Below are 22,214 nucleotides of genomic sequence, written 5' to 3'. Positions count from 1 at the left end.
TACCGCAAGCCGGATTGGTCCGCACGGGTGGGCTTCGCGGCGTGGCGAGGGTCCCCTGCGGGGGGCGCGGCGGGCTGTGGATTTCAGTGGTTTTCGGCACCCAGTGTGATCAGCTCCATATACCGCCAAACGTGATCAAGGCCCTCGGTCTTGTGACCGGCCGAGCTCACGTTCCCCCACGCCCCGCCCCGGAGGTACCACCCATGTCCCAGAGAAGGCGCAGGTCCTTGGCGCTCCTGACCTCGGGAGTCCTCGCACTGCCGCTCCTCACGGGCTGCGGCGCGGGTGACGAGGAGGGCGGCCCCGTCGCCGCCGGCCAGGACATCGCGACGACCGCCCGCGAGAAGGTGGCCGACGGCGGCGTGGTGCGCTGGGCCGTGGACGCCCTCCCGGAGACCCTCAACACCTTCCAGGCCGACGCGGACGCCACCACGGCCCGGATCGCCGGGGCCGTGCTGCCGCAACTGTTCGTCCTGGACGGCAAGGGGCGGCCGGTGGCCAATCCCGACTACCTGGAGAAGGCGGAGGTCGTTGAGCGGGAGCCCAAGCAGGTCGTCGTCTACAAGCTGAACCAGCAGGCGGTGTGGAGCGACGGCCGCGAGATCGGCGCCGCCGACTTCGTCGCGCAGTGGCGGGCCCTGAACGGCAAAGACTCGGCGTACTGGACGGCCCGCAACGCCGGCTACGACCGGGTCGAGAAGATCGAGCGGGGCAAGACCGACTTGGAGGTCAAGGTCACCTTCGCCAAGCCGTACACCGACTGGCGCTCCCTCTTCACCCCCCTGTACCCCAAGCAGGTCACGGGCACCCCGGACGCCTTCAACGAGGGGGCGCGCGGCACGCTCAAGGTCACCGCGGGACCCTTCGGGCTCGGGGCCATCGATAAGAAGACCGGTACCGCGGCGCTGACCCGCAACCCGCGCTGGTGGGGACGGCCGGCCAAGCTGGACACGCTGGTACTGACCGCCGTGCCGCGGGCCGAACGCCCGGCCGCGCTGGCCGCCGGCAAGCTCGACCTGGCCGAGATCGACCGCGTGGGCGCCGACCGGATCGCCCTGGCCCACCGGGACGCCGCAGCCGGCAAGGGGCCGGGCGGCAAGGGGGCCGGCGGGGCCCCGGCCCATGGTCCCGGCGCCTCGATGACGGCCGCGCAGGCCACGCTGTCCTGGGCGATCGCCTACGGCGCGGACGAGAGCAAGGCCAAGGCCGAGCAGGAGGCCCGCGAGAAGAACGCCGCGGCGGCGAAGCGGTACGCCGACGAGCAGGCGGCCCTGCGCAATTTCACGGTCCGCAAGTCCCTGGAGCCGGCCTACACCCAGCTCGCCATGAACGGAGCCTCCGGCCCGCTGGCCGACGAGCGGGTCCGGCGGGCGGTGGCCCGCGCCCTGGACCGCAAGGCGCTGGCCGAGATCGTGCTGAAGCCCCTGGGCCTGCCCGCGAAGCCGGTCGGCAGCCACCTGGCGCTGGCCGGGCAGCCCGCGTACGCCGACAACAGCGACGCCCTCGGCGGCCAGGACACCCAGGCGGCCCAGGCCCTGCTCGCGGACGCGGGCTGGCGCCGGGGCGGCAAGCTCACCGAACCGTCGGGGGCCAAGGCGGGCCCCGAGAGCTCCGAGACCGATAAGCAGGACGACGGGAAGACCCCGGCCGGGCCGGGCACCGGGAACGACGGCCTCTACATCGTGGGCCAGGACGACGAGCGCAACGGCGACGACGCCAAGCCCGCCGCGGCCGGGAGGCCCGGAGCGTTCGGCGGCCACGAGGGCGTGATCGGCATGCAGGGCATGCAGGGCATGAACGGCTTGCAGGGCATGAAGGGCATGGCGGGCCGCTCCGGCGTCTTCCCCATGGACCAGCCCATCCAGGAGGGCGCCCCGTACGCCCCATACGCCCAGTCCGGCCCGGACGGGGAGATCGTCGACGCCGACCAGTTCGCCCAGGGCACCCGGCCCTCCCCGGTGCTCGCCCCGGCTCCCCTCGTCGCCCAGGAGGAGGCCTCGCTGCTGGCCCAGGCCGCGGCCGTGGAGGCCGCCGCCGGGGACGACGGCAAGCGCAACCCGGCCCGCGACGGCGACGCGGCCGACCCCGCCAAGGCCCCGCAGGCCCCGCAGGCCTCCCAGGCCCCTGCCCCGGCCGCCCCGGGCAAGCAGCCCGTCCGTACCTCCGGCTCCATGCTGGCCAAGGACGGCAAGGCGCTGACCCTGCGCTTCGTCCTCCCGGCGGGCCCCGGATCGGAATCCCTGCGCACCGTGGGCGAGCGGATCTCCCAGATGCTCCAGAAGGTCGGCGTCGACACCGAGCTGACCAAGGTGGCCGACGAGAGCTTCTTCAAGGACCACATCGCCTCGGGCCAGTACGACCTGGCCCTCTACTCCTGGCCCGCGACCGCCTACCCCGCCACCGACGCCCGGCCGATCTTCGCCAAGCCGGAGCCGGCCGCCGACGGCTCGCTCCTCGTCGAGCAGAACTACACGCGGGTCGGCACCGACCACATCGACCAGCTCTTCGACCAGGCGCTCGGCGAGCTGGACGAGGAACAGTCCCGCGAGCTGATGCGCAAGGCGGACGCCCGGATCTGGGCCGCCGCCGGCTCCATCCCGCTCTACCAGCGCCCCGAGCTGGTGGCGGCCAAGCCGAGCCTGGCCAACGCCGGCGCCTTCGGCCTCGGTACCCCCCGCTTCCAGGACATCGGCTGGAAGAAGGCCCCGACCGCCAAGGACAAGGGCGGCGACGAGAAGAAGAAGTAGTGACAAAGGGGTGCCAGTCAGGTTGACCCACGGGTCACAAGCTCAGATGTGACTCAAGTCCCTTGCCCGCCGGACACCCCGGCGGGCAAGGTCGTGGATACCCGTTGACCCGCGTGTATACCCGCTCAGCCCCTGTACTTCCGATGGCCGGGAACCCCCACCCCACACCCGGCCTTCCTCAGTCTTCCGGCCTCTTGACAGCCCCCCGGGAGGCGGTTCCCGCCACGCGACGTACCATGGGGTAAGGCCGTGGCAGGTTTTCCGCCCGGTCGAGGCGCGCGTGCCGGACCGTACGCGACGCCATCCACGATCCCGGGAGAAGCGCCGAAGTGCCCACGCGCCACGACATCCGTAACGTCGCCATCGTCGCCCACGTCGACCATGGCAAGACGACCATCGTCGATGCCATGCTCAAGCAGGCCGGTGCCTTCGCCGCCCACCAGCACCTCGACGACCGCATGATGGACTCGAACGACCTGGAGCGTGAGAAGGGCATCACGATCCTCGCCAAGAACACGGCGGTGAAGTACCACCCCAAGGACGGGTCGGCCCCGATCACGATCAACATCATCGACACCCCCGGCCACGCCGACTTCGGTGGTGAGGTCGAGCGCGGTCTGTCGATGGTGGACGCCGTCGTTCTGCTGGTGGACGCTTCCGAGGGTCCGCTGCCCCAGACCCGCTTCGTCCTGCGCAAGGCCCTGCAGGCGAAGATGCCGGTCATCCTCTGCATCAACAAGACCGACCGCCCGGACTCCCGGATCGACGAGGTCGTCAACGAGACGTACGACCTCTTCCTGGACCTGGACGCCGACGAGGACCAGATCGAGTTCCCGATCGTCTACGCCTGCGGCCGTGACGGCGTGGCCTCGCTGACCAAGCCCGAGGACGGCACCGTCCCCGCGGACAGCGACAGCCTGGAGCCCTTCTTCTCCACCATCCTGGCCCACGTCCCCGCCCCGGTGTACGACGACGAGGCGCCCCTCCAGGCCCACGTCACCAACCTGGACGCTGACAACTTCCTCGGCCGTATCGCCCTGGTCCGCGTCGAGCAGGGCGAGCTGCGCAAGGGCCAGACGGTCGCGTGGATCAAGCGTGACGGCACGATCTCCAACGTCCGCATCACCGAGCTGATGATGACCGAGGCGCTCACCCGCAAGCCGGCCGAGGTGGCGGGCCCGGGTGACATCTGCGCGGTCGCCGGTTTCCCCGACATCATGATCGGTGAGACCCTGGCCGACCCGGAGAACCCGATCGCGCTTCCGCTGATCTCGGTGGACGAGCCGGCGATCTCCATGACCATCGGTACGAACACCTCCCCGATGGTCGGCCGCGGCGGCAGCGGCAAGGGCGCGGACGCCAAGGCCGCGGTCAAGGACCGCAAGGTCACCGCGCGCCAGGTGAAGGACCGTCTGGACCGCGAGCTGGTCGGCAACGTCTCGCTCCGCGTGCTCGACACCGAGCGCCCGGACGCCTGGGAGGTCCAGGGCCGCGGTGAGCTCGCGCTCGCCATCCTGGTTGAGCAGATGCGCCGCGAGGGCTTCGAGCTGACCATCGGCAAGCCGCAGGTGGTCACGCAGGAAGTCGACGGCAAGGTGCACGAGCCGGTCGAGCGCATGACCATCGACGTCCCCGAGGAGCACATGGGCGCGGTCACGCAGCTCATGGGCGTCCGCAAGGGCCGCATGGACAACATGTCGAACCACGGCTCCGGCTGGGTCCGCATGGAGTTCGTCGTCCCGTCCCGCGGCCTCATCGGCTTCCGTACGGAGTTCCTCACGGGCACGCGCGGTACCGGTATCGCCCACTCGATCCACGAGGGCCACGAGCCGTGGTTCGGCCCGCTGGTGACCCGTAACAACGGTTCGCTGGTCGCCGACCGCTCCGGTTCGGTCACGCCGTTCGCGATGATCAACCTCCAGGAGCGCGGTGTCCTGTTCACCGAGCCCGGCACCGAGGTGTACGAGGGCATGATCGTCGGCGAGAACTCGCGCTCCGACGACATGGACGTGAACATCACTAAGGAGAAGAAGCTCACCAACATGCGTGCGGCTTCCGCGGACAACACCGAGAACGTGGTGCCGCCCCGCAAGCTCTCCCTGGAGCAGTCCCTGGAGTTCTGCCGCGACGACGAGTGCGTCGAGGTGACCCCGGAGGCCGTCCGCATCCGCAAGGTCGTCCTGGACCAGAAGGACCGCTCGCGCACCGCGTCGCGCGCCAAGTCCGGCAAGTAGCACCCCGGGCACCTCAGGCCTCGCTTGAGTACCGCCCGACCTGCGGCTGAACCGACAGCCCCTCCCGCCATGTGCTCTGTGGCAGGAGGGGCTGTTCGCTTTTGTCAAGCGGATTGTTTCGTTCTCGCGTCCGCATACCGACCGTGACACTCCGGATGGTGAGCTAACCGTCCGTTTCGCACGTGTCTGTCTCCTATCCGTTTGTCCGGATTTCGGGTTTTCGCCATGCGGTGATGTTGTGAAAACGAGACCACTTAAGTGTGGTTTACGGTCTGGGCGTCCCTGAGGATGGCTCCATTGAGCTCGGGTCAATGGGTCACACGCTGTGGGGAGCGTCGACTCACGAGCACACACCGATGGGACCGGATTTCGCTGTCAGGGGTGTCAGCGGAGGCCGGGTCCTTCACATATCGACAGTGACTCCTGAGGAGGCAATTACCCATGCGCGGAGCAACGAGCGCCAAGTGGGTCGCTGGTGCCATTGTCGTGGCGCTGGCCGCCACGGCCTGCAGCACCAGCAAGGACTCGAACGCCGGCGGCAAGTCCGGCGGCAACATCACCGTGGTGCTCGGCGAGCCCCAGCACGGCCTGGTGGGTCAGAACACCGCCGAGTCCGAGGGCAACGAGGTTCTCCACGCGCTCTTCACCGGTCTGGTCGAGTACGACAAGAAGACCAACGAGCCGAAGCTCGCGGTCGCCGAGTCCATCGAGACCACGGACTCGAAGACGTGGACCATCAAGATCAAGGATGGCTACACCTTCCACAACGGCGAGAAGGTCGACGCGCAGTCGTTCGTCCGCGCCTGGAACTGGGGTGCCAACCAGGACAACGCCGCTGAGGGCATGCCGTTCTTCTCGAAGATCGAGGGCTCGGCCGACCTGGCGCCCGGCAAGGACAAGAAGCCCACGGCCACCGAGCTCAAGGGCCTGAAGGTCGTCGACGAGAAGACCTTCACGGTCACGCTGACGGACCCGTTCTCCCAGTTCAAGACCATGCTGGGTTACAACGTCTTCTACCCGCTGCCCAAGGCCTTCGAAGCCGACCCGAAGAAGTTCGGCGAGGCCCCGATCGGCAACGGCCCGTTCCAGATGGACGGCGCCTGGGAGCACAACAAGCAGATCAAGATCAAGAAGTACGACAAGTACCCGGCTGAGGGCCGCGCGAAGCTTGACGGCGTCACCTTCAAGATCTACGACAACCTGGACACGGCGTACAACGACCTGCGCGCCGACACCATCCAGATCGTCGACAAGCTCCCGATCTCGGCGATGGCCACCGTCTCCCAGGAGTTCGGCGACCGCTACATCTACAAGCCGGAGTCCGGCGTCGGCTACATCGGCCTGCCGCTGTCCACCAACCCGGAGTCCTTCGGCAAGGTCGAGATCCGCAAGGCCATCTCGATGGCCATCGACCGGGACGCCATCACGAAGACCATCTTCAACGGCACCCGCAAGCCGGCTGACGACTTCATCAGCCCGATCGTTCCGGGTTACCGCAAGGGCGCGCTGGGCGAGGTCGGTACCTACAACCCGGCCAAGGCCAAGGAGCTCTACCAGCAGGCCGGCGGTATCCCCGGCAACAAGCTGGAGCTCGGCTACAACGCCGACGGCGGCCACAAGGAGTGGATCGAGGCCGTCGCCAACCAGCTGAAGGCGAACCTCGGCCTCGAGGTCACCGCCAAGCCGTTCGCCAAGTTCGGCGACATGCTGGACGACCTGGGCGCCGCGAAGTACAAGGGCGGCTTCCGCATGGCGTGGTCCATGGACTACCCGGCGGCGGAGAACTACCTCCGTCCGATCTTCTCGAAGGTCGCGATCGAGAACGGCTCCAACTACGGTCACTACGTGAACGAGGACTTCGAGACCACCCTCGCGAAGGCCGACCAGGCGACGGACCCGGCTGAGGGTCTGAAGCTGTACCAGGCCGCCGATGACATCGTCATCAAGGACCTGCCGTACATCCCGGTCTTCACGTACATGTCTTCTTCGGCCTACTCCAAGTCGGTGAAGAACGTCGAGGTTGACGCCCAGGGCCGCATGGACCTGGCGAACGTCGAGCTCAACTAACACCCCTCTTCACCAAGGGGATCTCGGGGGCGGGCAGGCGGAATCAGGTTTCCGTCTCCCCGCCCCTTCCCCCTGTTCTTCGCTGGAGGTCTGATGGGCCGCTACCTCATCCGCCGACTCATACAGGCGATCCCTGTATTGCTCGGTGCCACTTTTCTGATTTACGTACTGACCTTCTGGTTGCCGGGTGACCCGATCCAGGCGCTGGCCGGCGAGAAGCGGGCCGACCCGGTCGTGGCAGCGATGCTGCGCGAGAAGTACCACCTGAACGACCCGTTCCTGGCGCAGTACTGGAACTACATCACCAATGTGTTCCAGGGCGACTTCGGTGAGACCTTCAACGGCCGCAAGGTCTTTGACCTCATCACCGAGGCGTTCCCGTACACCCTGAACCTCGCCCTGGTGGCCTTCGCCATCGAGGCGGTCGTCGGAGTCGCCGCAGGCATCATGGCCGCGCTGCGCCGAGGCAAGTTCCTCGACCAGCTGGTCCTGCTCTCCACGCTGATGGTCATCTCGATCCCGGTGTTCGTCACCGGCTTCATCCTTCAGCTCACTCTCGGCGTCGAGCTGAAGAACAGCTGGGGAATCGATTTCTTCCCCGTCTCCTTCAACGAGGCGGACGGCCTGCGCGCGTACCTCCTCCCGGCGTTCGTGCTCGCCTCCACCTCGCTGGCGTACGTGGCCCGACTGACCCGTACCAGCCTCATGGAGACGATGCGTTCGGACTACGTCCGCACCGCGACGGCCAAGGGCCTGCCTCGTCGACGCGTCGTCGTGAACCACGCGCTGCGCAACGCCCTGATCCCGATCGTCACCTTCCTCGGCTCGGACCTCGGCTCCCTGATGGGCGGAGCGGTCATCACCGAGAGAATCTTCAACATCCACGGCATCGGCGGCTTGATCGCCCAGTCCATTCACCTGCAGCAGGGCACGGTCCTGGTGGGAGTGGTGACCCTCCTCGTCCTCGTCTACGTGGTGGCAAACCTCGTTGTGGACCTTCTGTACGCAGTGCTCGACCCGAGGATCCGGTATGCGTGACACAAATACGGTGGGGGACGAGATGACCGACGTTCGGACCTCCAGCGAACCCCAGACCGGCGCGCCCGTCGCCAAGGACGACAAGAAGAAGGAGCGTGTGGCCAGCCTCTGGTCGGATGCTCTGAGCGACCTGCGCCGCAACCCGGTGTTCCTGGTCGGTGCCTTCCTTGTCGTATTCCTGCTGGTGCTCTCCGCAGTACCCCAGTGGTTCACCGACGGCAGCCCGTTCGCGTCCGACGCCTGCATCCTCCAGGATTCCCTGAAGCGTCCGAGCAGCGGTCACTGGTTCGGCTACGACATCCAGGGCTGCGACATTTACACCCGCACGGTGTGGGCCACCCGCAACTCCGTGACCGTCGGAATCGTGACCACGACGCTGGTTGTCGTCGTCGGTGTCGTTCTCGGCCTGGTGGCCGGCTGGGTCGGCGGATTCGTCGACAGCATCCTGTCGCGTTTCACCGAGATCTTCTTCGCCATCCCGCTGCTCCTCGGCGGCATGCTGATCATGTCCGGCCTGGGCAAGGGCAACGCCTGGACCGTCTCGATCGTGCTCGCGACCCTCGGTTGGCCGCAGATCTTCCGCATCATGCGGTCCTCGGTGCTGCAGAACAAGAACAACGACTACGTGGTCGCCGCCCGCGCGCTCGGCGCGGGAAGCCTGCGCATCACGCTGCGGCACATCCTCCCGAATGCCATCGCACCGGTGATCGTCGTCGGCGCGATCAGCCTCGGTGTGTACATCGGAGCGGAGGCGGCGCTGTCCTACCTCGGCATCGGTGTCCAGCCCCCGGAGATCTCCTGGGGCCTGATGGTCAGTGACGCTTCCGTCCGCTGGCTCCAGGCACCTCACGTGCTCCTCTTCCCGGCCGCCGCGCTGAGCATCACCGTGCTCGCGTTCATCATGGTCGGCGACGCGGTGCGCGACGCCCTCGACCCGAAGCTGCGCTGAGGAAGGGCGTACGTTGACCATCATCGACAAGACCTCGAATGTCCCCGCGCCCCGTTCGGCGCCGGAGGGGACCCCGCTCCTCGAAGTGCGCGACCTGCACGTCGAGTTCCACACCCGCGACGGTGTCGCCAAGGCAGTCAACGGTGTCTCGTACTCCGTGAACTCCGGCGAGACCCTCGCCGTGCTCGGCGAGTCCGGCTCGGGCAAGTCCGTGACGGCGCAGGCCATCATGGGCATCCTGGACATGCCCCCGGGCAAGATCCCGCACGGCGAGATCCTGTTCCAGGGCACCGACCTGCTGAAGCTCCCGGCCGAGGAGTTCCGCAAGGTCCGCGGCCAGAAGATCGCCATGATCTTCCAGGACGCGCTGTCCTCGCTGAACCCGGTGCACACCGTCGGCGCCCAGCTGGGCGAGATGTTCCGCGTGCACCGCGGGATGTCCAAGAAGGACGCCACGGCCAAGGCCATCGAGCTCATGGACCGCGTGAAGATCCCCGCCGCCAAGGCGCGCGTGGGGGACTACCCGCACCAGTTCTCCGGCGGTATGCGCCAGCGCATCATGATCGCCATGGCGATGGCCCTGGAGCCCGAGCTGATCATCGCCGACGAGCCGACCACGGCTCTCGACGTGACGGTCCAGGCCCAGGTCATGGACCTGCTCGCGGAGCTCCAGCGCGAGATGAACATGGGCCTGATCCTGATCACCCACGACCTCGGCGTCGTCGCCGACGTCGCGGACAAGATCGCCGTCATGTACGGCGGCCGGATCGTGGAGAACGCCCCGGTCCACGAGATCTACAGCCGCCCCGCGCACCCGTACACCCGCGGCCTGCTGGACTCGATCCCGCGTCTGGACCAGAAGGGCCAGGAGCTCTACGCGATCAAGGGCCTGCCGCCCAACCTGCTGAACATCCCCTCGGGCTGCGCCTTCAACCCGCGCTGCCCCAAGGCGCAGGACATCTGCCGCACCGACGTGCCGGTGCTGCACCCGGTGACCGAGCAGGACGGCACCGACCTGGTCGGCCGTACCAGCGCGTGCCACTTCTGGAAGGAGCAGATCCATGGCTGAGCTCACCAAGAACGCCACCGAGCGCGAGCCGATCCTCCAGGTCCGCAACCTGGTCAAGCACTTCCCGCTGACCCAGGGCATCCTGTTCAAGAAGCAGGTCGGCGCGGTCAAGGCGGTCGACGGGGTCTCCTTCGACCTCTACCGGGGCGAGACCCTCGGCATCGTCGGCGAGTCCGGCTGTGGCAAGTCCACCGTCGCCAAGCTGCTGATGAGCCTGGAGAAGGCCACCGCCGGCGAGGTCTTCTACAAGGGCCAGGACATCACCAAGCTGTCCGGCAAGGCCCTCAAGGCCGTCCGCCGCAACATCCAGATGGTGTTCCAGGACCCGTACACCTCGCTGAACCCGCGCATGACGGTCGGCGACATCATCGGGGAGCCCTACGAGATCCACCCCGAGGTGGCTCCCAAGGGCGACCGCCGGCGCAAGGTCCAGGAACTCCTGGACGTGGTCGGCCTGAACCCGGAGTACATCAACCGGTACCCGCACCAGTTCTCCGGCGGCCAGCGCCAGCGCATCGGCATCGCCCGCGGCCTCGCGCTCAACCCGGAGATCATCATCTGCGACGAGCCGGTCTCCGCGCTCGACGTGTCGGTGCAGGCCCAGGTCATCAACCTGATGGAGAAGCTCCAGGACGAGTTCAACCTCTCCTACGTCTTCATCGCGCACGACCTCTCGATCGTCCGGCACATCTCGGACCGCGTGGGCGTCATGTACCTCGGCAAGATGGCCGAGATCGGGACCGACGGGCAGATCTACGACCACCCGACGCACCCCTACACCCAGGCGCTGCTGTCGGCCGTCCCGGTCCCCGACCCGGAGGCCCGCGTCCACCGAGAGCGGATCATCCTCACCGGCGACGTCCCGTCCCCGGCCAACCCGCCCTCGGGCTGCCGCTTCCGCACCCGCTGCTGGAAGGCCGAGGAGAAGTGCGCCACGGAGGAGCCGCTGCTGGCGATCCCGACGCGCTTCCAGGGTCTGAACACCCTCGCCGCACACGAGTCGGCATGCCACTTCGCGGAGGAGAAGGCCATCCTGGCCGTCTGACCCCCTCTCTGCCGCGGCACCGCCGTACGTCGTCCAGGGCGCCCGGGACCGGATTCCTCCGGCCCGGGCGCCCTGACGTATGCCGTGCCCCGAAAGGCAGTTGCGGCCGCGGCCCGGCCCGGCGGAGAGTGGCCCGATGACCGAGACACTGACCGTCCGGCCCGCCGGGCCCGGGGACGCCGCCGGCATCTGCGCACTGCTCAACGCGGTCGACGTGATCGAGATCGGCAGACCGGAGACCGACCTCGGCACCGTCGAGACCGACCTCAACAACCCCGGGGTGGACCTGGCCACCGACTCCTGGCTCGCCTTCCAGGGCGGCCGGCTCGTCGCCTACGCACTGGTGTGGGCCGACTCCGGTCCGGGCCGGGTCGACGGCGACCACTATGTGCTGCCCGGCCATTCCGAGGCCGCCGTCCGGCTGCTGGAGCTCATGGAGATCCGGGCCCGCGAGATGAACGCCGGCGCCGGGGCGGGCGTGCTGCGGCTCCACCTCAACGTCGAGCCCACCCTCGACCTCCTCCTCCTGACCGGCCGCGGCTACCGCACCGTGCGCCGCTACCAGGTGATGACCCGTGCCCTTTCCCGGGCCGGCGACCTCCCGCCCGCCCCGCCCGCGGGGCTGACCCTGCGCCACTGCGGCGCCGACGAGGCCGACCGCCGGCGGGCCCACGCCCTGGTCGAGGAGACCTTCGCCGCCCACTTCGGCCATGTCGAGCGCGCGTACGGGCCCTGGCTGGACCACATCGACGGCCGGGGGCTCGACTGGTCCCTGGTGTGGATAGCGGGCCTGCCCGGGCAGGGCGACGTAGGGGTGCTGCTCAGCCGGGACGACCGCACCAGCATGGGCTGGCTGAGCCACATCGGCGTACGCGAGGACCTGCGCGGCCGGGGCATCGGCGGCTTCCTGCTGCGGCACGGCTTCGCCGCCTACGCGGAGCGCGGCCGGGACACCGTGGGCCTCGGCGTGGACACCCACAACGAAACCGGCGCCCTCGGGCTCTACGAGGCGCACGGCATGAGGCTGCACTACGCGGTGGACACCTGGGAGCTCCCCTTGCACTCGCAGGGGTGACAGGCGGCAGGCGCGCGGGTGCAATCGGTCCAACGAGGAGCGCACGGCACCGCACATAGGGTGACATTGGGGCCTAAGTGAGTCTTGGGATCCAAGAGGAGGCACTCCATGCGCGGAGCCACCCACGCCAAGTGGGCCGCATGTGCGGTGGCCGTCGCCCTCGCGGCGACGGCCTGCGGCGACGGGGACGACGGCGGCGGTGGCGCGGGAATCGTCAGCTCCTCGTGGGGTGACCCGCAGAATCCGCTGGAGCCCGCCAACACCAACGAGGTCCAGGGTGGCAAGGTCCTCGACATGCTCTTCCGGGGCCTGAAGCGGTACGACCCGAAGACCGGCGAGGCCAATAACATGCTCGCCGAGAAGATCGAGACGACCGACAACCAGAACTTCACCATCACGCTGAAGGACGGCTGGAAGTTCAGCAACGACGAACCCGTCACCGCCCAGTCCTTCGTGGACGCCTGGAACTACGGCGCCGACGTGCGCAACAAGCAGAACAACTCGCCGTTCTTCGACGACGTCGTCGGCTACGAGGACGTGCACCCGGCCTCCGGCGAGCCCAAGGCCAAGACGATGTCCGGCCTGGTCGTCAAGGACCCCAAGACCTTCACGGTGGCCCTGAAGGCCAAGTGGTCCACCTGGCCGGACACCCTCGGCTACCAGGCCTTCTCCCCGCTGCCCAAGGCCTTCTTCACCGACCACGCCGGCTGGCTGAACAAGCCGGTCGGCAACGGCCCGTACACCGTGGACTCGTACACCAAGGGCACGGCGATGAAGCTGCGCAAGTGGGACGGGTACCCCGGCGAGGACAAGGCGCAGAACGGCGGCGTGGACCTGAAGGTCTACACCGACAACAACACCGCCTACACGGACCTGATCTCCGGCAACCTCGACCTCGTCGACGACGTCCCGGCGCAGCAGCTGAAGAACGTCAAGAACGACCTCGGCGACCGGTACATCAACCAGCCGGCCCTCATCATCCAGACCCTCACCTTCCCTCTGTACGACCCGAACTGGAGCAAGGACGGGACGGAGAAGGTCCGCCGGGGCATCTCCATGGCGATCAACCGTGACGAGATCACCAAGCAGATCTTCCGGGAGACCCGCACCCCGGCCAAGGACTGGACCTCCCCGGCCCTCGGCGAGAAGGGCGGCTTCAGCTCCACCCTGTGCGGGGACGCCTGCAAGTTCGATCCCGCGGAGGCCAAGAAGCTCATCCAGGAAGCCGGCGGACTGCCCGGCGGCAAGCTCACCCTGACCTCCAATGTGGACACCGGCTCGCACCGCGACTGGATGGACGCCGTCTGCAACAGCGTCAACAACGCGCTGGGCGAGGGCCCGGTCTGCACGGTCAATCCGGTCGGCACCTTCGCCGACTTCCGCAACCAGCAGAGCTCCTTCAAGTTCACCGGCCCCTTCCGCGCCGGCTGGCAGGCCGACTACCCGCTGATCCAGAACTTCCTGGAGCCGCTGTACTACACCGGCTCCTCCTCCAACTACGGGAAGTTCAGCAACCCCGAGTTCGACAAGCTGATCAACGAGGCGAACCAGGAGAGCGACCAGGCGAAGGCCGTCGCCAAGTTCCAGGACGCCGAGAAGGTCCTCGCCGATCAGATGCCGTCCATCCCGCTCTGGTACCAGAACGGCAGCGCCGGCTACTCCGAGCGGATCTCGGACGTGGCACTCAACCAGTTCAGCGTCCCGGTGTACGACCAGATCAAGGTCAGCTGACCCGCCTACGGATCGATCCTGGAGCAGTCCATGGGACGTTATGTGATCCGGCGGCTGCTCCAGATGATCCCGGTCTTCATCGGCAGCACGTTCCTGATCTTCTTCATGGTGTACGCGCTCGGCGACCCGGTCGCGGCCCTCTTCGGCGACAAGGCCCCGGACCCCGCCACCGCCGCACGCATCCGCAAGGACCTCTACCTCGACCAGCCCCTGTGGAAGCAGTACCTCCACTACATGGGCCAGATCTTCCAGGGCGACTTCGGCACGGCCTTCAACGGCCAGCCGGTCACCGAGCTCATGGCCTCGGCCTTCCCCGTCACCCTGCGCCTGACCATCGTCGCGATCGTCATCGAGATCGTCGTCGGCATCACCCTCGGCGTGGTCAGCGGCCTGCGCCGCGGCAAGGCCGTCGACACCAGCGTGCTGGTCCTCACCCTCGTCGTCATCTCCGTGCCGACATTCGTGACGGGTTATCTGCTCCAGTACCTCTTCGGCGTCAAATGGGGCTGGGTCCGGCCCACCGTCTCCCCGGACGCCCCCTTCAACGAGCTGATCCTGCCGGGCATCGTGCTCGCGCTCGTCTCCCTCGCGTACGTCACCCGGCTGTCCAGGACCTCCATCGCCGAGAACGTCAAGGCCGACTACGTCCGCACGGCCGTGGCCAAGGGCCTCCCCAGGCGCCGCGTCATCACCAGGCACCTGCTGCGCAACTCGCTGATCCCCGTCGTCACCTTCATCGGCACCGACATCGGCGCGCTGATGGGCGGTGCCATCGTCACCGAGCGGATCTTCAACATCCACGGCGTCGGCTACCAGCTCTACCAGGGCATCCTGCGCAACAACTCGCCCACGGTCGTCGGCTTCGTGACCATCCTCGTCATCGTCTTCCTGCTGGCGAACCTGCTCGTCGACCTGCTCTACGCGGTCCTGGACCCGAGGATCCGTTATGCCTGAGAGCAACGACCCGCTCTACGACCCGCTACAACCCGGCGACCGCGAGGCGATCGCACCCACCGGCCAGGGGGGCACCATGGACCTCGCACTGGATGAGGCCGAGAGCCTGGAGAAGACCCTGGAGCCGGCCGGGGGCCCCGGCCCCGCGCAGAAGGCCCGCTCCCTGTGGTCCGACGCCTGGCACCAGCTGCGCCGCAACCCCGTCTTCATCGTCTCCTCGCTGCTGATCCTGTTCCTCGTGATCATCGCGATCTGGCCGCAGCTCATCGCGAGCGGCGACCCGCTGCAATGCGACCTGTCCAAGTCCCAGCAGGGCCCCGCCCCCGGGCACCCCTTCGGCTATGACACCCAGGGCTGCGACGTGTACACCCGTACCGTGTACGGAGCCCGCGCCTCCATCACCGTCGGCGTCTGCGCCACCCTCGGCGCGGCCCTCCTCGGCTCCGCCCTCGGCGGGTCCGCCGGGTTCTTCGGCGGCTGGGGCGACGCGCTGCTCTCCCGGGTCGCGGACATCTTCTTCGGCATCCCCGTCGTCCTCGGCGGCCTGGTCTTCCTGTCCGTCGTCACCAGCACCACCGTCTGGCCGGTGGTCGGCTTCATCGTGCTGCTCGGCTGGCCGCAGCTCGCCCGCATCGCCCGCGGCTCGGTGATCACCGCCAAGCAGAACGACTACGTCCAGGCCGCCCGGGCGCTCGGCGCCGGCAACGCCCGGATGCTGCTGCGGCACGTGGCGCCCAACGCCGTCGCCCCCGTCATCGTCGTCGCCACCATCGCACTGGGCACGTACATCGCCCTGGAGGCCACCCTGTCCTTCCTCGGCGTGGGCCTGCGCCCGCCGACCGTCTCCTGGGGCATCGACATCTCCAACGCCGCCTCGCAGATCCGCAACGCCCCGCACATGCTGCTCTACCCGGCGGGGGCGCTGAGCCTGACCGTGCTCGCCTTCATCATGCTCGGCGACGCGGTGCGCGACGCCCTCGACCCCAAGCTGCGCTGAGGAGTGGGCACCATGCTGCTCGAAGTCCGCGACCTCCATGTGGAGTTCCGTACGCGGGACGGAGTCGCCAAAGCCGTCAACGGCGTCAACTACTCGGTGGACGAGGGCGAGACGCTGGCCGTACTCGGCGAGTCCGGGTCGGGCAAATCGGTGACCGCCCAGGCGGTGATGGGCATCCTGGAGACGCCGCCCGGCCGGATCGCGGGCGGCGAGATCCTCTTCAAGGGCACGGACCTGCTGAAGATGAAGGAGGACGAGCGGCGGAAGATCCGCGGAGCCGAGATGGCCATGATCTTCCAGGACGCCCTGTCCTCGCTGAACCCCGTGCTGAGCGTGGGCGCGCAGCTCGGCGAGATGTACGAGGTCCACCGGGGGCTGTCCCGCAAGGACGCCAAGGCCAAGGCCGTCGAGCTGATGGACCGGGTGAAGATCCCGGGCGCCAAGGAGCGGGTGGGGGACTATCCGCACCAGTTCTCGGGCGGTATGCGCCAGCGCATCATGATCGCGATGGCGCTGGCCCTGGAGCCCTCGCTGATCATCGCGGACGAGCCGACGACCGCGCTGGACGTCACCGTCCAGGCCCAGGTGATGGACCTGCTGGCGGAGCTCCAGCGGGAGCTGAACATGGGCCTGATCCTCATCACCCATGACCTGGGCGTGGTCGCGGACGTCGCCGACAAGATCGCCGTCATGTACGCGGGCCGGATCGTGGAGGCGGCACCCGTCCACGAGATCTACCGGGCGCCCGCGCACCCGTACACCCGCGGCCTGCTGGACTCCATCCCGCGTCTGGACCAGAAGGGCCAGGAGCTCTACGCGATCAAGGGCCTGCCGCCGAACCTGACGGCCATCCCGCCCGGCTGCGCCTTCAACCCGCGCTGCCCGATGGCACAGGCCGTCTGCCGGGCCGAGGTCCCGCCGCTCGCGGAGGTCGCCCCGGACCGCACCAGCGCGTGCTTCTTCTGGAAGGAGTGCATCGGTGCCTGAGCCGATCCTCGAAGTGCGGAACCTGGTCAAGCACTACCCGCTCACCCAGGGCATCCTCTTCAAGAAGCAGGTGGGCGCGGTCAAGGCGGTCGACGGGGTCTCCTTCGACCTGCGGGCCGGGGAAACCCTGGGCATCGTCGGCGAATCGGGCTGCGGCAAGTCCACGGTCGCGAAGATGCTGGTCAACCTGGAACGCCCGACGGCCGGGGCGATCTCGTACAAGGGCGAGGACATCACCAAGCTGTCGGGGCGCGCGCTGAAGGCCGTCCGCCGCAACATCCAGATGGTGTTCCAGGACCCGTACACCTCGCTGAACCCGCGCATGACGGTCGGCGACATCATCGGGGAGCCCTACGAGATCCACCCCGAGGTGGCCCCGAAGGGCGACCGCCGGCGCAAGGTCCAGGACCTGCTGGACGTGGTCGGCCTGAACCCGGAGTACATCAACCGCTATCCGCACCAGTTCTCCGGCGGCCAGCGCCAGCGCATCGGCATCGCGCGGGGCCTGGCCCTGCAGCCGGAGATCATCGTCGCGGACGAGCCGGTCTCGGCGCTGGACGTCTCGGTCCAGGCCCAGGTGATCAACCTCCTGGACCGCCTCCAGAACGAGTTCAGCCTGTCCTACGTCTTCATCGCGCACGACCTCTCGATCGTGCGGCACATCTCCGACCGGGTCGGGGTCATGTACCTGGGGCGGATCGTGGAGATCGGCACCGACACCCAGATCTACGACCACCCCACCCACCCCTACACCCAGGCCCTGCTCTCGGCCGTGCCCGTCCCGGACCCCGAGGCCCGCGTCCACCGAGAGCGGATCATCCTGTCCGGCGACGTCCCGTCCCCGGCCAACCCGCCGTCGGGCTGTCCCTTTCGCACCCGCTGCTGGAAGGCCCGGCAGCGCTGCACCGACGAGGTCCCGCTGCTCGCGATCCCGGAGACGCTGCCCCCGGGCCCGGCGGCGCATCCCTCGGCCTGCCACTTCGCGGCCGAGAAGCAGGTGGTCCCCGCCGAGGGCGACCTCACACCGCCGCCGGGCCCGCCGCCTTCGCCCCCGTCCCCGCCTTCGCCGCCCGCTCCGCCGTCGAACCCGCTGGCGAAGGAGTAGCACCGCTCATTTCTCGCCACCCCCGAATATTCACCCCGGATCCCCTCACCGCCGCCACAACTCCGTTTACACGGCGGCAACTTGCCCGTTTCTGCCCCGAGATCTGAGCGATGCAGCCTGGCTGAAGTGCGGCCGTGCGGGTGCCGACAGCCGGCCGGGGAGGCGTACAGACTCCCCGGCCGGCCTTTCTGTGACCCCGCTCATGCGCGCCATGCGCCCCTCGTGCTGCCGGAATTCGATCGATGCGCTGGTACGGATAGTTATGATCGGTAGCGCACGGTGGGTATGAGTCCGCCGAGCACGAGTACGCGTACCGATGTCCGCTCGATGTGGAGGTGAAACGCCGTGGCACTCTCGATCTCTGCCGTGGTGCTGCTGGCGATCATCGTCTTCCTGTTGGTGCGGAGGGCGGGACTGAAGGCGGGGCACGCGTTCGTCTGCGTGCTGCTCGGCTTCTACCTGGCGAGCTCCTCGATCGCGCCGACGCTCAGCCAGCTCACCACGAACGTGGCCGGCATGATCAGTGGGCTCAAGCTGTAGGCCTCGCCTCGTTACGCTTGCCCCATGAACGGTCTTCCCGCCCGCCGTCTGCTCCTCGTGCACGCGCACCCGGACGACGAGTCGATCAACAACGGCGTCACCATGGCCAAGTACGCGGCCGAGGGCGCCCATGTCGCGTTGGTGACCTGCACCCTCGGCGAGGAGGGCGAGGTCATCCCGCCCGAGCTCGCCCACCTGGCGGCCGACCGCGACGACACCCTCGGCACCCATCGGATCGGCGAGCTCGCCGCCGCCATGGCGGAACTGGGCGTCACCGACCACCGGTTCCTCGGCGGCCCCGGCCGGTTCCGGGACTCCGGGATGATGGGCGCCGAGCAGAACCGCCGCCGTGGCGCCTTCTGGTCCGCCGAGGTGGACGAGGCGGCCGCCTGCCTGGTGGAGGTGATCCGGGAACTGCGTCCGCAGGTGCTCGTCACCTACGACCCCGACGGCGGCTACGGGCACCCCGACCACATCCAGGCCCACCGCGTCGCCATGCGGGGCGCCGAGCTGGCCGCGGAGCAGACGTACCGGCGCGACCTCGGCGACCCGCACGCGATCGAGAAGGTCTACTGGAACCGGGTCCCGCGTTCGGTGGTCGAGGAGGGCTTCGCCCGGCTGCGCGCGGCCGGGGGGATGGCGTCCTTCCCGGGGCTGGCCTCGCCCGACGACGTGCCGGGCGTGGTCGCCGACGAGCGGATCACCGCCGAGATCGGCGCCGATGAGAAGTTCGTCGGGGCCAAGGCGGCCGCGATGCGGGCGCACGCCACCCAGATCGCCGTGGACGGGCCCTTCTTCGCGCTCTCCAACGACCTGGCGCAGCCGCTGTTCGCCCGTGAGTACTACGAGTTGGCCGCGGGCCGGCGGGGCACCCCGGACGGTGCGCGCGAGCACGACCTGTTCGCGGGGGTGCGGGCATGACCGCGGGGCTGACCCCGGGGCGGATCGCCGCCTGCGTCGGCCTGTTGGCGGCGGGAGTGCTGACCGGCGGGGCGGGCTGGCTCGTGGTGGACCTGTGGTTCCCCGGCGGTCTGGTGCTCGCGCTGCTGGCCCTGTTCGGACTGTTCCTCGGGGGCCGGCTCGCCCTGGGCACCGGTCTCGGGGTGGGCGCGGCGGCGGCCGGCTGGTTCCTCTCGTACGTGATGGTCAGCGTCCCCCGCCCTGAAGGGGACTTCCTGCTGAGTTCGGCCGGAATCGGTATGTATGTATACCTTTTGGGTGGGGCGGCGCTCGCTGTGATCTGCGCCACGATGTGGATCCCGGCGGATCGGCAGGTTTCGGCCGCGAGGCCCGGCAGGTGACGGGGCGTTGAACTCCGTTCCCAGGCCCGGCCGGGGGCGTTGACCGGGGCATTTCGGGTGCTTTGAGGGCGGCTTGGGCGAGGTGAAGGGGAATCCTTGATTCCCCGGGGTCGATTGGGCGCGGGCGGCGGCCAGTATGGTGGACGGGCCGCCGAGCTGCCCGCGCACGGTATGACGGGCGGCGGAGCCAACCGGGAGAACCTGCCTTGAGTCGTGAAACTGACAGTTCGTCCTCCGGGCCCCAGGGGCGCGGCGGAGCCGCCTACCCCTCGGGTACCCCGCCGTATGGAACCGGCCAGTATCCGTCCACGGCTGTGCCACCCCGGCCCGGCGCGGCGACCGCCCCGGAGGAGAACTCTGTGACCTCGAATCCGTCCACGCCCGACACCGACGGGCCGAAGACCGAGACCACCCTGACGACCCGGATCCGGATCAACATCCCGGGTTCGCGGCCGATTCCGCCGGTGGTCGTACGCAAGCCCGTCAACGGTGCCTCCGCCGACGACGCGGCCGGCGACGCGCCCGCGCCGGCGGCCTCGCAGGCACCGGCGCGCGACCCCAAGCCGCGGCCCGTGCCGACCCGGATCGAGGCCGGGGCGGAGCCCGACTCCGCCCCGGCCGAGCCGGAGGGGGCGCCCAGCAACTGGTTCGCTCCCCGGAAGTCGGCTCCGCCCGCGGCCGCGACCCCGCCCCCGGCGGCCCTCCCGAGCGGCCCGCCCGCTCCGGCAGGCCGCGGCGCCGGCTACCCGCCGGCCTCCGGCGGCCCCGGCGGTCCGGCGGGTCCCGGCGGTCCGGCGGGCCCCGGTTCCGCCTACCCGTCGCCGACGGGCGGCCCCGGCGGCCGTCCCGACGGCGGCTCCGCCCCGGCCCCGGCCGGCCCCGGCTTCGACGGGCCCCGCGCGGGTGCGCCGCGTACCGGCGGCCCTGCCGTCCCCGGCTTCGACACGCCCCCGGCGGGCGTGCGTACCGACGGCGCCCGCGTCCCCGGGTTCCCCCCGTCCGTCACGGGCCAGCGCCCCGGCGCGCCGGGTGCGGGCTACGCACCGGCCCCCGGCGGCCCCGCGGCCCCCGGTGCCGCGTACCCGCCCGCCTCCGGCGGCCCGGCGGGTCCCGGTTCCCCGTACCCGCGTGTCCCCGGCGGCCCCGGCGTCGGCTCCGCCCCGGGGGGCCCGGCGTACGACGGCGGCCCGTCCACCGAGGCGTTCCCTCCTTACCGCGAGCCCGCCGGGCCCACCGGTGGCCCCGTGTTCGGGACGACGCCCATCCGCGCCGACGAGCCGGCGCCCTGGCCCGGCCCCGAACTGGACACCCCCGTACCGGCCCCCGGCCCGGCGGCCCCGGCCCCGGCCCGCACCCCCGAGCCGGGCAAGGCGGCCAAGGCGGCCAAGCCCGCCAAGAAGGGCCGCTCCAAGGTGGTCCTCCTCGGTGGCGCCGTCATCGCCCTGTTCGGCGTGGCCTACGGCGCCGGGTTGCTCCTGAACCACTCCGACGTCCCCAAGGGCACCACCGTCCTCGGCGTCGACATCAGCGGCAGCCGCGACGAGGCCGTCGCCAAGCTCCAGACCGCCTTCGGCAACCGCGCCGCCGCCCCGCTCCAGCTGAGCGTCGGCGGCAAGCAGGTCGAGCTGAAGCCCGAGAAGGCCGGCCTGACCCTGGACAGCCAGACCACCGTCCGCAACGCGGCGGGCAGCGACTACAACCCCGTCACCGTCATCGGCTCGCTCCTCGGCAACGAGCGCGTCGCCGACCCCGTGATGCCGGTCGACGAGGAGAAGCTCCAGGTCGCCCTCCAGGAGCTCGCCGGGACCGCCGGCACCGCCACCGAGGGGACCATCACGTTCGAGCCGGGCAAGGCCGTCCCCGTCCCCGGCAAGGCCGGCAGCACCCTCGACGTGGACGCCTCCACCGCGCAGGTCACCAAGGCCTTCCGCGACGTGGTCGCCACCGGCAAGACCGCAGTGTCCGAACTCCCGGTCACCACCAAGGAGCCGGTCATCGGCCAGGAGGAACTGGACCGGGCCATGCGGGAGTTCGCCACCCCCGCGATGTCCCAGAACGCCATCGTCAAGGCGGGCACCAAGTCCATCGCCTTCGGCCCGAAGGTCTCCCTTCCCAAGATCCTCAGCATGCAGGTCGTCGACGGCCACCTCGTCGAGAAGTACGACCTCGAAGCACTGAAGGAGCTCTACGGGAACACCTTCGACGGGATCCTGATCACCCGCGGCACCGGCGACAAGACCGCGGTGACCCCGCAGGACGTCGCGGGCGCCCTCGGCAAGGCCCTGCGCGGCAAGACCCTCGCCGAGCGGACCGTCCTCATCGACACCAACGCCAGCTGACCCACACCGGGTAAAACAGCAGGTCAGAGCCCCCTC

General features: G+C 69.3%; 17 protein-coding genes. All 17 read left to right on the top strand.

Annotated elements, in window-relative coordinates; translation table 11 throughout:
- Window positions 1-203 precede the first annotated feature (203 nt).
- The 17 genes from J7I97_RS15740 (at window position 204) to J7I97_RS15660 (ending at window position 22,178) form a co-directional block, all read left to right on the top strand.
- Window positions 204-2,747, top strand: coding sequence for an ABC transporter family substrate-binding protein (locus tag J7I97_RS15740; RefSeq protein WP_214935278.1), 2,544 nt, complete (start codon window positions 204-206; stop codon window positions 2,745-2,747).
- A gap of 329 nt (window positions 2,748-3,076) precedes the next feature.
- Complete coding sequence (typA, locus tag J7I97_RS15735) at window positions 3,077-4,981, top strand: translational GTPase TypA (RefSeq protein ID WP_214935276.1); 1,905 nt, start codon at window positions 3,077-3,079, stop codon at window positions 4,979-4,981.
- A gap of 441 nt (window positions 4,982-5,422) precedes the next feature.
- Complete coding sequence (locus J7I97_RS15730) at window positions 5,423-7,048, top strand: ABC transporter substrate-binding protein (RefSeq protein WP_214935274.1); 1,626 nt, start codon at window positions 5,423-5,425, stop codon at window positions 7,046-7,048.
- 93 nt (window positions 7,049-7,141) lie between these two features.
- Window positions 7,142-8,086 (top strand): ABC transporter permease, encoded by a 945-nt coding sequence (locus J7I97_RS15725; protein ID WP_214935272.1) that lies wholly within the window; start codon window positions 7,142-7,144, stop codon window positions 8,084-8,086.
- A complete protein-coding gene (locus tag J7I97_RS15720) occupies window positions 8,079-9,035 on the top strand; it encodes an ABC transporter permease (protein WP_214935270.1) in 957 nt (318 codons plus the stop codon). The genes J7I97_RS15725 and J7I97_RS15720 overlap by 8 nt, the downstream gene beginning before the upstream one ends.
- A 13-nt stretch (window positions 9,036-9,048) precedes the next feature.
- A complete protein-coding gene (locus tag J7I97_RS15715) occupies window positions 9,049-10,104 on the top strand; it encodes an ABC transporter ATP-binding protein (protein ID WP_214935268.1) in 1,056 nt (351 codons plus the stop codon).
- A complete protein-coding gene (locus tag J7I97_RS15710) occupies window positions 10,097-11,149 on the top strand; it encodes an ABC transporter ATP-binding protein (RefSeq protein ID WP_214935266.1) in 1,053 nt (350 codons plus the stop codon). The genes J7I97_RS15715 and J7I97_RS15710 overlap by 8 nt, the downstream gene beginning before the upstream one ends.
- Window positions 11,150-11,285: 136 nt before the next feature.
- Window positions 11,286-12,224 carry an N-acetyltransferase gene (locus tag J7I97_RS15705; RefSeq protein WP_251050107.1) on the top strand — a complete coding sequence of 313 codons (939 nt, stop codon included), beginning with the start codon at window positions 11,286-11,288 and terminating at the stop codon, window positions 12,222-12,224.
- 108 nt (window positions 12,225-12,332) lie between these two features.
- Window positions 12,333-13,955, top strand: coding sequence for an ABC transporter substrate-binding protein (locus tag J7I97_RS15700; RefSeq protein WP_214935262.1), 1,623 nt, complete (start codon window positions 12,333-12,335; stop codon window positions 13,953-13,955).
- 30 nt (window positions 13,956-13,985) lie between these two features.
- Entirely contained in the window at window positions 13,986-14,909 is a 924-nt protein-coding gene (locus tag J7I97_RS15695; protein ID WP_214935260.1) for an ABC transporter permease, read from the top strand.
- The gene (locus J7I97_RS15690) at window positions 14,902-15,906 is read left to right on the top strand and encodes an ABC transporter permease (protein ID WP_214935258.1); all 1,005 of its coding nucleotides are present in this window, start codon (window positions 14,902-14,904) and stop codon (window positions 15,904-15,906) included. The genes J7I97_RS15695 and J7I97_RS15690 overlap by 8 nt, the downstream gene beginning before the upstream one ends.
- A 12-nt stretch (window positions 15,907-15,918) precedes the next feature.
- On the top strand, window positions 15,919-16,893 hold the full coding sequence (locus tag J7I97_RS15685; RefSeq protein ID WP_214935256.1) for an ABC transporter ATP-binding protein: 975 nt from the start codon (window positions 15,919-15,921) through the stop codon (window positions 16,891-16,893).
- On the top strand, window positions 16,886-17,998 hold the full coding sequence (locus tag J7I97_RS15680) for an ABC transporter ATP-binding protein (RefSeq protein WP_214935254.1): 1,113 nt from the start codon (window positions 16,886-16,888) through the stop codon (window positions 17,996-17,998). Before J7I97_RS15685 ends, J7I97_RS15680 begins: the two co-directional genes overlap by 8 nt.
- 345 nt (window positions 17,999-18,343) lie before the next feature.
- Window positions 18,344-18,538: a hypothetical protein gene (locus tag J7I97_RS15675; protein ID WP_214935252.1), complete on the top strand. Its 195-nt coding sequence runs from the start codon at window positions 18,344-18,346 to the stop codon at window positions 18,536-18,538.
- Between the two features lie 24 nt (window positions 18,539-18,562).
- Window positions 18,563-19,459, top strand: coding sequence for an N-acetyl-1-D-myo-inositol-2-amino-2-deoxy-alpha-D-glucopyranoside deacetylase (gene mshB, locus J7I97_RS15670; protein WP_214935250.1), 897 nt, complete (start codon window positions 18,563-18,565; stop codon window positions 19,457-19,459).
- Complete coding sequence (locus tag J7I97_RS15665; RefSeq protein ID WP_214935248.1) at window positions 19,456-19,839, top strand: DUF6113 family protein; 384 nt, start codon at window positions 19,456-19,458, stop codon at window positions 19,837-19,839. The genes mshB and J7I97_RS15665 overlap by 4 nt, the downstream gene beginning before the upstream one ends.
- 359 nt (window positions 19,840-20,198) lie before the next feature.
- Window positions 20,199-22,178 carry a hypothetical protein gene (locus J7I97_RS15660; protein ID WP_308369167.1) on the top strand — a complete coding sequence of 660 codons (1,980 nt, stop codon included), beginning with the start codon at window positions 20,199-20,201 and terminating at the stop codon, window positions 22,176-22,178.
- Window positions 22,179-22,214 lie beyond the last annotated feature (36 nt).

The sequence above is a fragment of the Streptomyces sp. ISL-87 genome (assembly GCF_018614095.1).
Taxonomy (GTDB): Bacteria; Actinomycetota; Actinomycetes; order Streptomycetales; family Streptomycetaceae; genus Streptomyces.
Note: the sequence above shows the minus strand (reverse complement) of the source record. Positions and strands in the feature narration are given on the sequence as shown.